The organism is Helcobacillus massiliensis, from assembly GCF_033106145.1.
GTDB lineage: Bacteria > Actinomycetota > Actinomycetes > Actinomycetales > Dermabacteraceae > Helcobacillus > Helcobacillus massiliensis.
In genome coordinates this window covers 1,482,558-1,496,655 of sequence record NZ_CP136959.1, presented here as the reverse complement: position 1 = coordinate 1,496,655, position 14,098 = coordinate 1,482,558, and the positions used below count along the sequence as shown (strand labels likewise).

The 14,098-nt window shown below is 68.7% G+C and carries 11 protein-coding genes; 8 read left to right on the top strand and 3 right to left on the bottom strand.

Annotated features, from left to right (window positions below):
• Positions 1 to 68: 68 nt before the first annotated feature.
• Positions 69 to 872: a sulfite exporter TauE/SafE family protein gene (locus tag R3I40_RS06890; protein WP_285261921.1), complete on the top strand. Its 804-nt coding sequence runs from the start codon at positions 69 to 71 to the stop codon at positions 870 to 872.
• A gap of 78 nt (positions 873 to 950) precedes the next feature.
• Here R3I40_RS06890 and R3I40_RS06885 read toward each other — a convergent pair whose 3' ends face one another.
• The 3 genes from R3I40_RS06885 to pgi form a co-directional block, all read right to left on the bottom strand.
• A complete protein-coding gene (locus tag R3I40_RS06885; RefSeq protein ID WP_317699902.1) occupies positions 951 to 3,173 on the bottom strand; it encodes an NADP-dependent isocitrate dehydrogenase in 2,223 nt (740 codons plus the stop codon).
• A 77-nt stretch (positions 3,174 to 3,250) separates the two neighbouring features.
• Positions 3,251 to 4,285 (bottom strand): ATP-dependent 6-phosphofructokinase, encoded by a 1,035-nt coding sequence (locus tag R3I40_RS06880; RefSeq protein WP_183375105.1) that lies wholly within the window; start codon positions 4,283 to 4,285, stop codon positions 3,251 to 3,253.
• Positions 4,286 to 4,295: 10 nt separating this feature from the next.
• Positions 4,296 to 5,984 (bottom strand): glucose-6-phosphate isomerase, encoded by a 1,689-nt coding sequence (pgi, locus tag R3I40_RS06875; protein WP_259923552.1) that lies wholly within the window; start codon positions 5,982 to 5,984, stop codon positions 4,296 to 4,298.
• A 191-nt stretch (positions 5,985 to 6,175) separates the two neighbouring features.
• Here pgi and R3I40_RS06870 point away from each other — a divergent pair, with 191 nt between their 5' ends.
• The 7 genes from R3I40_RS06870 (at position 6,176) to dapC (ending at position 14,053) form a co-directional block, all read left to right on the top strand.
• Entirely contained in the window at positions 6,176 to 7,108 is a 933-nt protein-coding gene (locus tag R3I40_RS06870) for an ABC transporter permease (RefSeq protein WP_239376071.1), read from the top strand.
• On the top strand, positions 7,095 to 8,084 hold the full coding sequence (locus R3I40_RS06865; RefSeq protein ID WP_183375099.1) for an ABC transporter permease: 990 nt from the start codon (positions 7,095 to 7,097) through the stop codon (positions 8,082 to 8,084). The genes R3I40_RS06870 and R3I40_RS06865 overlap by 14 nt, the downstream gene beginning before the upstream one ends.
• Positions 8,081 to 9,910: a dipeptide ABC transporter ATP-binding protein gene (locus R3I40_RS06860; protein ID WP_317699900.1), complete on the top strand. Its 1,830-nt coding sequence runs from the start codon at positions 8,081 to 8,083 to the stop codon at positions 9,908 to 9,910. Before R3I40_RS06865 ends, R3I40_RS06860 begins: the two co-directional genes overlap by 4 nt.
• 126 nt (positions 9,911 to 10,036) lie before the next feature.
• Positions 10,037 to 11,956 (top strand): translational GTPase TypA, encoded by a 1,920-nt coding sequence (gene typA / locus R3I40_RS06855; protein WP_183375097.1) that lies wholly within the window; start codon positions 10,037 to 10,039, stop codon positions 11,954 to 11,956.
• Positions 11,953 to 12,414: a hypothetical protein gene (locus R3I40_RS06850; protein ID WP_259923549.1), complete on the top strand. Its 462-nt coding sequence runs from the start codon at positions 11,953 to 11,955 to the stop codon at positions 12,412 to 12,414. The genes typA and R3I40_RS06850 overlap by 4 nt, the downstream gene beginning before the upstream one ends.
• Before the next feature lie 123 nt (positions 12,415 to 12,537).
• Positions 12,538 to 12,864, top strand: a complete 327-nt coding sequence (gene fdxA, locus R3I40_RS06845; protein ID WP_259923548.1) for a ferredoxin — start codon at positions 12,538 to 12,540, stop codon at positions 12,862 to 12,864.
• A 7-nt stretch (positions 12,865 to 12,871) separates the two neighbouring features.
• Positions 12,872 to 14,053, top strand: a complete 1,182-nt coding sequence (gene dapC / locus R3I40_RS06840; protein ID WP_259923547.1) for a succinyldiaminopimelate transaminase — start codon at positions 12,872 to 12,874, stop codon at positions 14,051 to 14,053.
• The last annotated feature ends 45 nt before the right edge of the window (positions 14,054 to 14,098 follow it).

Here is a 14,098-nt window from a genome sequence, read left to right as displayed (position 1 = left end):
CCCGGCGGATGCGATCTCACTGATCGACCGCCGGGCCGTTCCCTGTCTCCGCGGCTTATGGTGAAGCGATGGATCCGCTCTCCCTCGTGCTCCTGGCCGTCGCCGCAGTCGTCGCCGGTGCCATCAACGCCGCCGTCGGCTCCGGGTCCCTCCTCACCCTCCCCGTCCTGCTGGCGATGGGGGTCCCGCCCGGCGCCGCCGTGCGCACCAACACCATCGGCATGGTGTTCTCCACCATCGGCGCCGTCGCCGGCTACCGCCGCGAGATCCGCGAGGATCTGCCGCACCTGAAGCCGCTGATGGTCACCACCACGATCGCGGCGCTCGCCGGTGCCGGTCTGCTGCTCGTCACCAGCTCCGACGTCCTCGATTGGGTGGTGCCGGTCCTCATCGTGGTGGCGCTGGTGCTCGTGGTCTGCCAGCCGCTGATCGCCCGGCGCGTGCGCGCCCGCTCCGCTTCCGGTGGGGGAGGGGAGGCCGACAGGGACGAGCTCGCCGCCCGCCGCCTCCGCAGCCCGGGACTGATCGCCGCGATGAGCGGCGCCAGCCTGTACGGGGGGTTCTTCACGGCCGCGCAGGGCGTCCTGTACCTGGCGATCCTCGGGTCGTTCACGGGGAGACAGATGCGGTCGGTCAACGGCATCAAGAACCTGCTGTCTCTGATCGTGAACGTGTGCGCGGCCCTGGTGTACCTCGTCGCGTTCGTGGTGTTCGACGCCCCCGTCGTGTGGCTCGGGGTGCTCGTCGTCGGGGTCGGTTCCCTGATCGGCTCCTACTTCGGGGCGCACCTGGCGAAGCGCTTCCCCGAATGGCTGATGCGCGGCGTCATCATCGTGGTCGCGCTCGTCGCCCTGGCTCGTCAGGTCATGTGAGAAAGCGCAGGCGCCGCCGTCCCGGCCCATCGGCCAGTGCGGCGGCGCCTGGTTCTGCTCACGGCGCTGGTTGCGTGATCAGCGGGTGCGCAGAGCGTCGATGATGGTGTTCAGCGTGGTGGACGGGCGCATCACGGCGGAGACGGCGTCCTGGTCCGGGAAGTAGTAGCCCTTGATGTCCACGGCCGAGCCCTGCACGCTGTTCAGCTCGTTGAGGATCATCTCCTCGCCGGCTCGCAGCTTCTCGGCGATCGGCTGGAACAGGGCCGCGACCTCCGCATCGTCCTGCCGGCCGAGCTCCTCGGCCCAGAACATCGCCAGGTAGAAGTGGGAGGCGCGGTTGTCGTCCTCCCCGGTGGTGCGACTCGGGCTGCGGCCCTCGTTCAGCAGGGTCTCCGTGGCGCGGTCCAGGGCGTCCGCGAGGATGCGCGCACGCTCATTGTCCGTGGTGCGGGCGAGGTGCCGCAGCGCCTCCGCGAGGGCGAGGAACTCACCGAGGGAGTCCCACCGCAGGTGGTTCTCCTCCACCAGCTGCTGCACATGCTTCGGGGCGGAGCCGCCGGCCCCGGTCTCGAACAGGCCGCCGCCGTTCATCAGCGGCACCACGCTCAGCATCTTCGCGCTGGTGCCGAGCTCCATGATCGGGAACAGGTCCGTCAGATAGTCGCGAAGCACGTTGCCGGTCACGGAAATGGTGTCCTCGCCGCGGCGCACCCGATCCAGCGTGTGCTGGGTGGCGGAGACCGGGTCGAGGATGCGGATGTCGAGGCCGTCGGTGTCCTCCTCGGCGAGGTAGGCGGTCACCTTTTCGATGAGGGCGCGGTTGTGCGCGCGGGAGTCGTCCAGCCAGAACACGGCGGGCATGCCGGACTCGCGGGAGCGGCGCACGGCGAGCTGCACCCAGTCGCGGATCGGGGCGTCCTTCGTCTGGCAGGAGCGGAAGACGTCTCCGGTCCTCACCTCCTGGCGGAGCAGGACGTCCCCGGCGGCGGTGCGGATCTCGACGGCGCCGTCGGAGGCGATCTCGAAGGTCTTGTCGTGGCTGCCGTACTCCTCCGCCTTCTGCGCCATCAGGCCGACGTTCGGGACGGTGCCCATGGTGGCGGGGTCGAACGCGCCGTGCGTCCGGCAGTCCTCCACGGTGGCCTGGTAGACGCCGGCGTAGGAGGAGTCCGGCAGGACCGCGAGGGTGTCCTTCTCGGTGCCGTCCGGGCCCCACATGGTGCCGCCGGCGCGGATCATCGCCGGCATGGACGCGTCCACGATGACATCGGAGGGGACGTGCAGGTTCGTGATGCCCTTGTCGGAGTCGACCATCGCGAGCTCGGGGCCCTCCTCGAGGCCCTGCTGGACGAGGTCGCAGACGCGCTGAGCGGTGGCGTCATCGAGCTGGTCGAGGCCGCCGAGGATGCCGCCGAGGCCGTTGTTGGCGGACAGGCCCGCCTTCTGCAGCGCGTCCCCGCACTCCTCGAACAGGGCGGGGAAGAAGGCGCGCACCGTGTGGCCGAACAGGATCGGGTCGCTGACCTTCATCATCGTGGCCTTCAGGTGCAGGGAGAACAGCACGCCCCGCTTCTTCGCCTCAGCGATCTGTTCGGTGAGGAACTGATCGAGCGCGGCGGCGTCCATGACGGTGGAGTCGATGATCTCACCCTCCAGCACCGGCAGGCTCTCCTTCAGCACGGTTTCGGTGCCGTCGGCGGCGACGTGCACGATGGTGAGGGTGTCGTCCTTCTCCAGGACGTGGGAGGTCTCGTTGGAGCGGAAGTCGCTGCCGTCCATGGTGGCGACGCTGGTGCGGGACTCGGCCGACCACTCGCCCATCGAATGCGGGTGGGCCTTCGCGAAGTTCTTCACCGCCTGCGGCGCGCGGCGGTCCGAGTTGCCCTCGCGCAGCACCGGGTTGACGGCGGAGCCCTTGACGGCGTCGTAGCGGGCGCGGGCGTCCTTCTCCTCGTCCGTGGTAGGGGAGGAGGGGTAGTCCGGGAGGTCGTACCCGTCGGCCTGCAGCTCCCGGATGGCGGCCGTGAGCTGCGGGACGGAAGCCGAGATGTTCGGCAGCTTGATGATGATGGCCGACGGGTCCTTCACCAGCTGGCCGAGCTCACCGAGGGCGTCATGCACCTTCTGGTCCTCGGGGAGGACATCGGCGAAAGCGGCGAGGATGCGGGAGGCGAGGGAGATGTCGCGGGTCTGCACCTCCACCCCGGCCTGGTCGGTGAAGCCGTCGATGATCGGCAGGAGCGATGCGGTGGCGAGCATCGGGGCTTCGTCTGTACGGGTGTAGATGATGCGGGACATCGCAACTCCTGGTTCTGGCAGGTCCCTGCCAACTCGGAAATGTCTTGAGGTCAAGATATCAGGTTCGTTCGGTGCGGTCAGCCGAAGAGCCGCCGCACCTCATCCCACCGTTCCCGCGGCACCGTCTTCACCGAATCGATCGCGTCGCTGAGCGGAACGTCCACCACGGACGTCCCCCGCAGCGACACCATCCGGCCGAACGCTCCCGCGTGCACCAGCTGCACCGCGGCCATGCCGAAGCGGGTCGCCAGGATGCGGTCGTATGCGGTGGGCGCACCGCCGCGCTGAATGTGGCCGAGCACCGTGGCTCGGGATTCGATCCCGGTGCGCTCCTCGATGATCGGCGCGAGCTTCTGCGCCACCCCGCCCAGGACGGGCCGCCCGAACTCGTCCAGTTCGTAGTCGCTGAACGACTCGGACGCATCCGACGGTGTGAACCCCTCCGCCACCACCACCAGAGGGGAGCGGCGCGGCTGGCGCCGCATCCGGGCGGTGACGAAGTCGCAGATCTCCTGGATCGACAGCGGGAACTCCGGGATGCAGATGACGTGCGCGCCGCTCGCCATCCCGGAGTGCAGCGCGATCCAGCCGGCGGATCGGCCCATCACCTCCGCCACCATGCAGCGGTGGTGGGAGTCGCCCGTGGTGCGCAGTCGGTCGAGGCTCTCCGTTGCGATCTCCACCGCCGTGTTGAACCCGAACGTGTAGTCCGTGGCATCGAGGTCGTTGTCGACGGTCTTCGGCACACCGACGATCGGGATTCCCCGCTGCGCCAACCGGTGGGCCGTGAACAGGGTGCCGTCGCCGCCGATGGCGATGAGGGCGTCGACCTCGGTCTCCTCCATGGACCGGGCGACTGCAGCGGCTCCGTCGGCCCCGCCGTGGAACGGGTTCCATCGGGACGTGCCGAGGATCGTGCCGCCGGTGCGGCCGATGCCGCGGACCTTTCGGCGCGGAAGCGGGATCACCTCCCCGCTTTCCACGCCGCGCCAGCCGTCCACGAAGCCCACGAACTCCGATTCGTACACGGTGTCACCGGTGAGGACCGCTCCGCGGATCACTGCGTTGAGGCCGGGGCAGTCACCGCCGGAGGTGAGGATGCCGATCTTCATGGCGCCCCCGTCAGCGGCGGGAGCCGCGGTAGAACTCGATCAGAGCGCGCGTGGACTGGTCCTCGGCCTCCATTGCCGCCTGGTCACCGCTGACCGCCGGCGCGAGGTCCTTCGCGAGCTGCTTGCCGAGCTCCACGCCCCACTGGTCGAAGCTGTTGATGCCCCACACCGCGCCCTGCACGAACGTGATGTGCTCGTACAGCGCGATCAGCTGACCGAGCGTGCTCGGCGTCAGCTTCGGCGCCATGATCGAGGTGGTGGGACGGTCACCGGAGAACATCCGCGCCGGCACCAGCGCCCCTTCGGTGCCGCCCGCCTCGACCTCCTCAGCGGTCCTGCCGAATGCGAGTGCCTTGGTCTGGGCGAAGAAGTTCGCGAGGAACAGTTCGTGGACGTCCGTCTCGCCGTCCTTCAGCGGGTGGTTCGGCTCGGCGAACGCGATGAAGTCGGCGGGGATGATCCGGGTGCCCTGGTGGATCAGCTGGTAGAACGCGTGCTGGCCGTTGGTGCCGGGCTCGCCCCAGAAGATCTCCCCGGTCTCGCAGGTGACGGCGGTGCCGTCCCAGCGCACGGACTTGCCGTTGGACTCCATGGTGAGCTGCTGCAGGTAGGCGGGGAAGCGGTGCAGAAGCTGCGAGTACGGCAGCACCGCGTGGGTCTCCGCCTCGAGGAAGTTGACGTTCCAGATGTTCAGCATGCCCATCAGCAGGGGCACGTTCTCTTCGGGGGCGGCGGTGAGGAAGTGCTCGTCCATGGTGTGGAAGCCGGCGAGCAGCTCGGCGAACACCTCGGGGCCGAGTGCGATGGCCAGCGAGGTTCCGATCGCGGAGTCCACCGAGTAGCGCCCGCCCACCCAGTCCCAGAAGCCGAAGGCGTTCTTCGGGTCGATGCCGAACTCCTCCACCTTGTCCAGAGCGGTGGAGACCGCGGCGAAGTGCTTCGCGACCGCATCGTCCCGCCGGTCCTCGCCGACGCCCTTCGCCGCGAGGCCGTCCAACAGCCAGGTCCGCACCAGGCGGGCGTTGGTGATGGTCTCCAGCGTGGTGAAGGTCTTGGAGGCGACGATGACGAGGGTGGTCTCCGGATCGAGGTCCGCGGTGGTCTGGGCGACGTCCGTCGGGTCGATGTTGGAGATGAAGCGGGCGCTGATCCCGGCGTCGGCGAGGGGCCGCAGCGCTTCGTACACCATGACGGGGCCGAGGTCGGAGCCGCCGATGCCGATGTTCACCACGGTCTCGATCCGCTTGCCGGTGACGCCGGTCCATTCGCCGGAGCGGACTGCGCGCGCGAACTCGGCGATCCGATCCAGCGTTGAATGGACGTCCTCGTCGATGTTCTGGCCGTCGACCTCGAGGGTGGGGGAGGCGCCGGCGGGGCGGCGCAGCGCGGTGTGGAGGACAGCGCGGTCCTCGGTGGTGTTGATGTGCTCGCCGCGGACCATGGCGTCGCGGCGCTGCAGCACGCCGGTCTCCTCGGCGAGGCGGAGCAGGAGGCCGACGGTCTCATCCGTGACCAGGTTCTTGGAGAGGTCGACGAACAGATCGCCGGCGCTGTGGGAGTGCTTCTGGGTGCGCTGAGGGTCGGAGCCGAACCATTCGCGCAGGGAGCCGTCGAGCTCGGCGTCGTGCTGCTCGAGCGCGCGCCAGGCATCGGTGGTGGTGGGGTCCACAGGGGAGGCAGGAGCGGTGTTCTCAGTCATGGCGCCATTGTCGCCTCCGGATCCGGATGCCTCCTGGAGGATACTGAGGCGACGCCGGCCCGGGGAGATCGGTGGTCTGACCAGGCGGATTGGTCAAAGCGGCAACGTGTCCGGCATCAAATGGCAGTTGCTCAAAGCAGAGACCCTGCCGCGGGCGACTGTCCCTGTTCCCCAAGAGAAGGCCCATCCCTGTGCTCTGGTATATCGGGCGGCGACTGCTGCAGATCATTCCGGTGTTCCTGGGTGCCACTCTGCTCATCTACCTGATGATGTTCTCCACCGGCTCCGACCCGATCCAGGCGATCGCGGGGGAGAAGGCGCTGCCGCCATCGGTGGAGGCGCAGCTGCGCGCCCAGTACAACCTCGACAAGCCCATCCTCGTCCAATGGCTCCTCTACATCGTGGGAGTGATCCAGGGCGACTTCGGCCTCAACCTCTCCGGACGCCCCATCATCGACGACATCCGTCGAGCGTTCCCGGTCACCGCGAAGCTCGCGATCATGGCCGTCATCATCGAAGCGGTCTTCGGCATCGTCGCCGGTGTGATCGCCGGCCTGAAGAAGGGAACGTGGATCGACACCACCTTCCTGATGCTGTCCCTGCTGGTGATCGCAGTCCCGACCTTCGTCATCGGCTTCGTGGCGCAGGTGATCCTCGGCGTTCAGCTGAAGCTCGTGCCGGTGAACGTCGGCAACGACCCGTCGTTCACGAACCTCCTGCTCCCGGCGACCGTGCTCGGTGCGGTGTCGTTCGCGTACGTGCTGCGCCTGACCCGCACCAGCGTCGCCGAGAACGTGCCGGCCGACCACGTCCGCACGGCGAAGGCGAAGGGCCTGTCCTCCGGAGCCCTGGTGTCCAAGCACATCCTGCGCAACTCCCTGATCCCCGTGGTCACCTTCATCGGTGCCGACCTCGGCGCCCTGATGGGCGGCGCGATCGTCACCGAGGGCATCTTCAACATCAACGGAGTCGGCTCGCTGCTGTTCCGCGCCCTGCAGCGCAGCGACAGCCCGACCACCGTCAGCGTCGTCACGCTCATGGTGATCATCTTCCTGATCTCCAACCTGATCGTCGACGTGCTGTACGCCGTTCTCGACCCGAGGATCCGCTATGCCAAGAAGTGACCAGAGCCAGTCCATGTCCCCCGAGCGCCGCACCGCCGCCCCCCACCCGGGTCAGGAGCACTACACCGCGCCGCTGTCGGAGACGCCGCTGAAGGACGTCGACGCGTTCGACGACACCAGCACCCCGCGCTCCATGTGGCGCCAGGCCGCGCACTCGCTGCTGCGCGACCCGGTGTTCATCGTCTCGGCGATCCTCATCGCCTTCATCCTGTTCGTGGTCGCGTTCCCCGGGGTGTTCACCTCGCAGGACCCGACGGCGGGCTCCCTCGCCAACGCCAACCAGGACCCGAGCGGCGAGCACCCCTTCGGCACCAGCCGTCAGGGCTACGACATCTTCTCCCGCGTCATCCACGGCACCCGCACCTCGGTGATCGTCGGCTTCTTCACCATGATCGGCTCCACCCTCATCGGTGCCGCGATCGGTGCTCTCGCCGGGTACGTCGGCGGCTGGGTCGATGAGATCGTCTCCCGCGTGGTCGACGTCTTCTTCGCCATCCCGCTGATCCTCGGTGCGATCGTCATCGGCGCCCGCTTCCAGGGCATCGACTCGATCTGGGTGGTGATCCTCGTGCTGTCCGTGTTCGGCTGGACGAACATCGCCCGCATCACGCGCGGCGCGGTCATCGGGGTGAAGAGCCAGGAGTTCGTCATGGCCTCCACGGCGCTCGGCGCCGGGAGGTTCTCCAACCTGATGCGGCACGTGCTGCCGAACGCGCTCGCGCCGATCATCGTGACCGCGACCGTGAACCTCGGCGTGTTCATCGTGGCGGAGGCGACCCTGTCGTTCCTCGGTGTGGGCCTGCCGCCCACCGTCGTGAGCTGGGGCGGTGACATCTCCACTGCGAGGACGTCCCTGACCACCCACCCGATGCAGCTGATGTACCCGTCGATCGGCCTGGCGGTGACGGTGCTGAGCTTCATCATGCTCGGCGACGCCGTCCGCGATGCCCTGGACCCGAAGGCGAAGAAGCGATGAGCCGCGAGGACGAGAAGCAGATGAGCACGACCACCACCACTGCACCGCTGCTGGAGATCTCCGATCTGGACATCACGTTCTCCACCTCCAGCGGTGACGTCAACGCCGTCCGCGGCGCATCCCTGACCGTGTACCCCGGCCAGACCGTCGCCATCGTCGGCGAGTCCGGCTCCGGCAAGTCCACCACCGCGATGTCGATCGCGCACCTGCTGCCGAAGAACGGCAGGATCACCGGCGGCACCGTCCGCTTCCAGGGCGAGGACATCACGCACCAGCGCGAACGCCAGATCATGGCGCTGCGCGGCAGCGAGATCGGACTGGTCCCGCAGGACCCGATGTCGAACCTCAACCCGCTGTGGAAGGTCGGCTACCAGATCGACGAGGCGCTGCGCGCCAACGGCGTGAAGGGCTCCAAGCAGGAGATCCGTCAGCGTACCGTGCAGCTGCTGGAGGAAGCGGGCCTGCCCGATGCGGAGCGCCGCGCCCGGCAGTACCCGCACGAGTTCTCCGGCGGTATGCGCCAGCGCGCCCTCATCGCGATGGGCCTGGCGGCGCGCCCGTCGCTGCTCATCGCCGATGAGCCGACCTCCGCGCTGGACGTGACCGTGCAGCAGCAGATCCTCGACCACCTCGACACCCTCACCGGTGACCTCGGAGTGGCGGTGCTGCTGATCACCCACAACCTCGGACTCGCCGCCGAGCGCGCCCAGCACCTCGTGGTGATGTACAAGGGCCAGATCGTGGAGTCCGGCCCGGCGCTGGAGATCCTGCAGAAGCCGCAGCACCCGTACACCAAGCGGCTGATCGCTGCGGCGCCCTCCCTGGCCTCGCGGCGGCTCTCCTCCATCCACCAGCGCGAGGAGGTCGCTGAGCAGGCGCAGGAGCACGCGGCGGAGCAGTCCGCCGCCCAGGGCGATGCGGACCCGGTCAACGAGAACATCATCGAGGTCCGCAACCTCTCCAAGGTGTTCCAGCTGCGCGGCGCCTCGCCGTTCAGCACGACTCCGTTCACCGCGGTGGACGACGTCTCCTTCGACCTGAAGCGCGGCACCACCACCGCCATCGTGGGCGAGTCCGGGTCGGGCAAGTCCACCGTGGCGCAGATGGTGCTGAAGCTGCTCGAGCCCACCTCCGGTGAGATCCGGTTCGACGGCCGGGACATCGCGTCCTTCAAATCGGCCAAGGACGTTCTCGGTCTGCGCCGCCGCATGCAGCCGATCTTCCAGAACCCCTACGGGACTCTGGACCCGATGTACTCGATCTTCACCACGATCGAGGAGCCGCTGCGCATCCACGGCATCGGGTCGAAGAAGAGCCGCGACAAGAAGGTGCGCGAGCTGCTGGACCACGTCCGCTTGCCCGCCGCCATGCTGCGCCGCTACCCGAACGAGCTGTCCGGCGGCCAGCGTCAGCGCATCGCGATCGCGCGTGCTCTGGCGCTGGACCCGGAGGTCGTGGTCTGCGATGAGGCCGTGTCCGCTCTGGACGTGCTCGTGCAGGCGCAGGTCCTCGAGCTGCTCAACGACCTGCAGGCGGAGCTCGGCCTGTCCTACATCTTCATCACGCATGACCTCGCGGTGGTGCGCCAGATCGCGGACGCGACCCTGGTGATGGAGAAGGGCCGCGTGGTCGAGCAGGGCACCACGGACGAGGTGTTCCACAGCCCGCAGCAGGAGTACACGCAGCGTCTGCTCGGCGCCATCCCCGGCGGCTCGATCCCGCTGGCCGGCTCCGAGACGATCAGCGAGGACGGCTCCCAGGAGGCGGCCCCCGTCGGCCGGCCGACGGGTTCCCACCGCGCCCCCACCCACCGCGCTGACGGCTGACGCCCCGGCGGGGGAGGACAGTCGCCTCTTTCACACGCCCCGCCTCTGATGACGAGAAGCGCGCCGCGATAGACTTCCACGCGGCGCGCTTCTCGCGTCCTCGCACACGCCACAGTTAGGCCCTTCATGACTCAGACTCTGCGCACTGATCTCCGCAACGTCGCGATCGTCGCCCATGTCGACCACGGCAAGACCACCATGGTGGACGCCATGCTCACCCAGGGCGGTGCGTTCGGCGACCACGAGAAGCACGACGAGCGTGCGATGGACTCCGGAGACCTCGAGCGCGAGAAGGGCATCACCATCCTCGCGAAGAACACCGCGATCCGGTACACCGGCCCCACCGCGGCCGCCGTCGGCGAGCCCGACGGGATCACCATCAACGTGATCGACACTCCGGGGCACGCCGACTTCGGCGGCGAGGTGGAGCGCGCCCTGTCCATGGTGGACGGCGTGGTGCTGCTGGTGGACTCCTCCGAGGGCCCGCTGCCGCAGACCCGCTTCGTGCTGCGCAAGGCGCTCGCCGCGAAGCTGCCGGTGATCCTCGTGGTCAACAAGGTGGACCGGCCCGACGCCCGCATCGACCACGTCGTGGGCGAAGCGACCGACCTCCTGCTCGGCCTCGCTTCCGACCTCGCCGATGAGGTCCCCGACCTCGACCTCGACGCCGTCCTCGACGTGCCCGTCGTGTACGCCTCCGGCAAGTCCGGCCGCGCCTCCCTCAACCAGCCCGCCGACGGCGAACTGCCGGATGAGGAGACGGTGGAGCCGCTGTTCAAGACCATCATCGAGACGATCCCGGCGCCGTCCTACGACACCGACATGCCGCTGCAGGCGCACGTCACGAACCTGGACGCCTCCCCCTTCCTCGGCCGTCTCGCGCTGCTGCGCATCTTCAACGGTGAGCTCACCAAGGGCCAGCAGGTCGCCTGGGCCACCCAGCACGGCGAGATGAAGACCGTGAAGATCACCGAACTGCTGGAGACCAAGGGCCTCAAGCGCGAGCCGATGACCCGCCCCGCCCGCCCCGGGGACATCGTCGCCGTCGCCGGCATCCCGGAGATCATGATCGGTGAGACCCTCACCGACATCAACGACCCGAAGCCGCTGCCGATGATCGAGGTGGACGACCCGTCGATCTCCATGACCATCGGCATCAACACCTCCCCGCTGGCCGGGAAGAACGCGAAGGGCCACAAGCTGACCGCCCGCCAGGTGAAGGACCGCCTGGACCAGGAGCTGATCGGCAACGTGTCCCTGCGGGTGCTGCCGACCGAGCGCCCCGACGCCTGGGAAGTGCAGGGCCGCGGCGAGCTGGCGCTGGCGATCCTGGTGGAGCAGATGCGCCGTGAGGGCTTCGAGCTGACCGTCGGCAAGCCGCAGGTGCTGACCCGCGAGATCGACGGAGTCACCTGCGAACCGGTGGAGCGCCTCACCATCGACGCGCCCGAGGAGTACCTCGGCACCATCACGCAGCTGCTCGCCAGCCGCAAGGGCCGCATGGAGACGATGAACAACCACGGCTCCGGTTGGGTCCGCATGGAGTTCGTGGTGCCCGCCCGCGGTCTCATCGGCTTCCGCACCCGGTTCCTCACCGAGACCCGCGGCACCGGCATCGCCGCCTCCATCAGCGACGGCTTCGCTCCGTGGATGGGTCCGATCGAGTTCCGCTCCACCGGCTCCCTGGTCGCGGACCGTGCCGGCACGGTCACCCCGTACGCGATGATCAACCTGCAGGAGCGCGGCTCGTTCTTCGTGGAGCCCACCTCCGAGGTGTACATGGGGCAGGTCGTGGGGGAGAACTCCCGCAACGAGGACATGGACGTCAACATCACGAAGGAGAAGAAGCTGACGAACATGCGCGCCGCATCGTCGGACAGCTTCGAGAACCTGGTGCCGCCGCGCAAGCTGACCCTGGAGGAGTCCCTCGAGTTCGCCAGCGAGGACGAGTGCGTGGAGGTCACCCCGGAGATCGTCCGCATCCGCAAGGTGAACCTGGATCCGACCGAGCGCGCCCGCGCCCGCTCGCGCGCCAAGAACTCGTGACCGCGCAGCCGCCGAGCGCGCCCCGTCGACCACTGGAGCGCATCGCCCAGTTCGCCACCGGGGCCGTGCTCGGCGTGCTCTCCGCCTTCGTGCTGATCGGGATGCACCGCGTCAGCGCCGAGATCGGCGGCGTCACGGTGCCCTGGGGACTCGCGTTCGGCGCCCTGTTCCAGGTCGTTGCATGCGTTCTGGTGGTCGCCTGGTTCGATGCCAAGCTCCCGCTGATCATCCTGGCGGCGGTGTTCGCGCTGCTGGCGCTCATGCTCTCCGGGCCGAGCCCCGGCGGCGGCATCCTCATGCCCGCTGAGGTCAACGGCGAGGCGCAGTACTCCGGGTGGCTGATCCAGCTGATCGGCGTGCTGATCCCGCTGATCGCCGCAGCGGGCCTGTGGGCCGTGCAGATCGCGGCGCTGCGCCGCGCCCACGAGCATTCCGCCCGGCCCACGACTGCCGACTGACGGTCGCACATCACACCGACGCGGCGCCTCCGGCGCTGGAAAAGGACCGTTTCGGTGGGACAATGGTCCGAGGGCCCCGCCTGATGCGAGCCCTCGACCGCCGCTGTTTCGAGAGGATCAACCATGACCTACGTCATCGCCCAGCCGTGTGTGGACCTCAAGGACCGCGCCTGCGTTGACGAATGCCCCGTCGACTGCATCTACGAGGGCAACCGGATGCTGTACATCCAGCCCGACGAGTGCGTGGACTGCGGTGCCTGCGAACCGGTCTGCCCGGTCGAGGCAATCTTCTACGAGGACGACGTCCCCGACGAGTGGGCCGCCTACTACGACGCCAACGTCGAGTTCTTCGACGAGATCGGCGCCCCCGGCGGTGCCGCGAAGATGGGCGTGATCGATGCCGATCACCCGCTGATCGAGGCCCTGCCGCCGCAGAGCACCGAGGGCTGATCCGCCCATGACTGTGCGCCGCCCTCTCGCCAGCCGCCTGCCGGACTTCCCGTGGGACTCCCTGGAGGCGGCGAAGGCCCGGGCCGCCGCCCACAGCGACGGCATCGTCAATCTGTCGGTCGGCACCCCCGTGGATGCGACCCCGTCGGGCATCCAGGAGGCGCTCGCCGCCGCTGCGGACTCCCACGGCTACCCGCAGACCATTGGCACTCCCGCGCTGCAGGAGGCACTGGTCGCGTTCGCCCGCGAGCACCGCGGCGCGCCAGCGGGCCTCGGGGCCGACGGAGTCCTGCCCACCATCGGCTCCAAGGAGCTGGTGGCGCACCTGCCGTTCCAGCTCGGCCTCGGCGCCGAGCACGCCGTGGCGTTCCCGCACATCGCCTACCCGACCTATGACATGGGGGCGCGCTTCGTCGGTGCGCAGCCGCTGCCGGTGGACATCGCGCACCTCGCCGCCACCGGCGAGGCCCGTTCCGGGGCCGACGGATCCGCGCCGCTGACCGAGCAGCAGATCTCCTCGATCGCTCTGCTGTGGCTGAACTCTCCGTCCAACCCGACCGGTGAGGTCCTCGACGTCCAGCAGCTGCGCTCCCTCGTTGAGTGGGCGCGCGAGCGCGGCATCATCATCGCCAGCGATGAGTGCTACGCCCTGCTGCCGTGGACGGTGGACGAGGTGCCCAGCGTGCTGGATCCCCGCGTCAACGGCGGCGACCTGACCGGTGTGCTGTGCACCTATTCGCTGTCGAAGCAGTCGAACCTCGCCGGGTACCGCGCCGCGTTCATCGCCGGTGACCCGGCACTGATCGCGGAGATCACCGCGATCCGCAAGCAGGCCGGCATGATGATGCCCGGTCCGATCCAGGATGCGATGGTGACCGCCCTGGCTGACCTGGACTCCGTCGGCCGGCAGCACGCGGTCTACCGCGCACGCCGCGACGTGCTCAAGCCCGCCATCGAAGCGGCCGGCGGTGAGGTGAGCGGCTCCCAGGCCGGCCTGTACCTGTGGACCGGCTTCGGCATGAGCGGTGACGACGCCGTGGAGCGCCTCGCGGACTTGGGGATTCTGTGTGCGCCCGGTAGATTCTATGGTGAGGCAGGCAACAGCTTCGTTCGCATTGCCCTCACCGAATCGGACGAGCGGATCCGTGCCGCGGCTGACCGACTCAGCACGTCACAGCTGCGACCGTAGAGCGCCATCCGGTGCGGGGCCGATCACGTTCACATAGGGGAGATA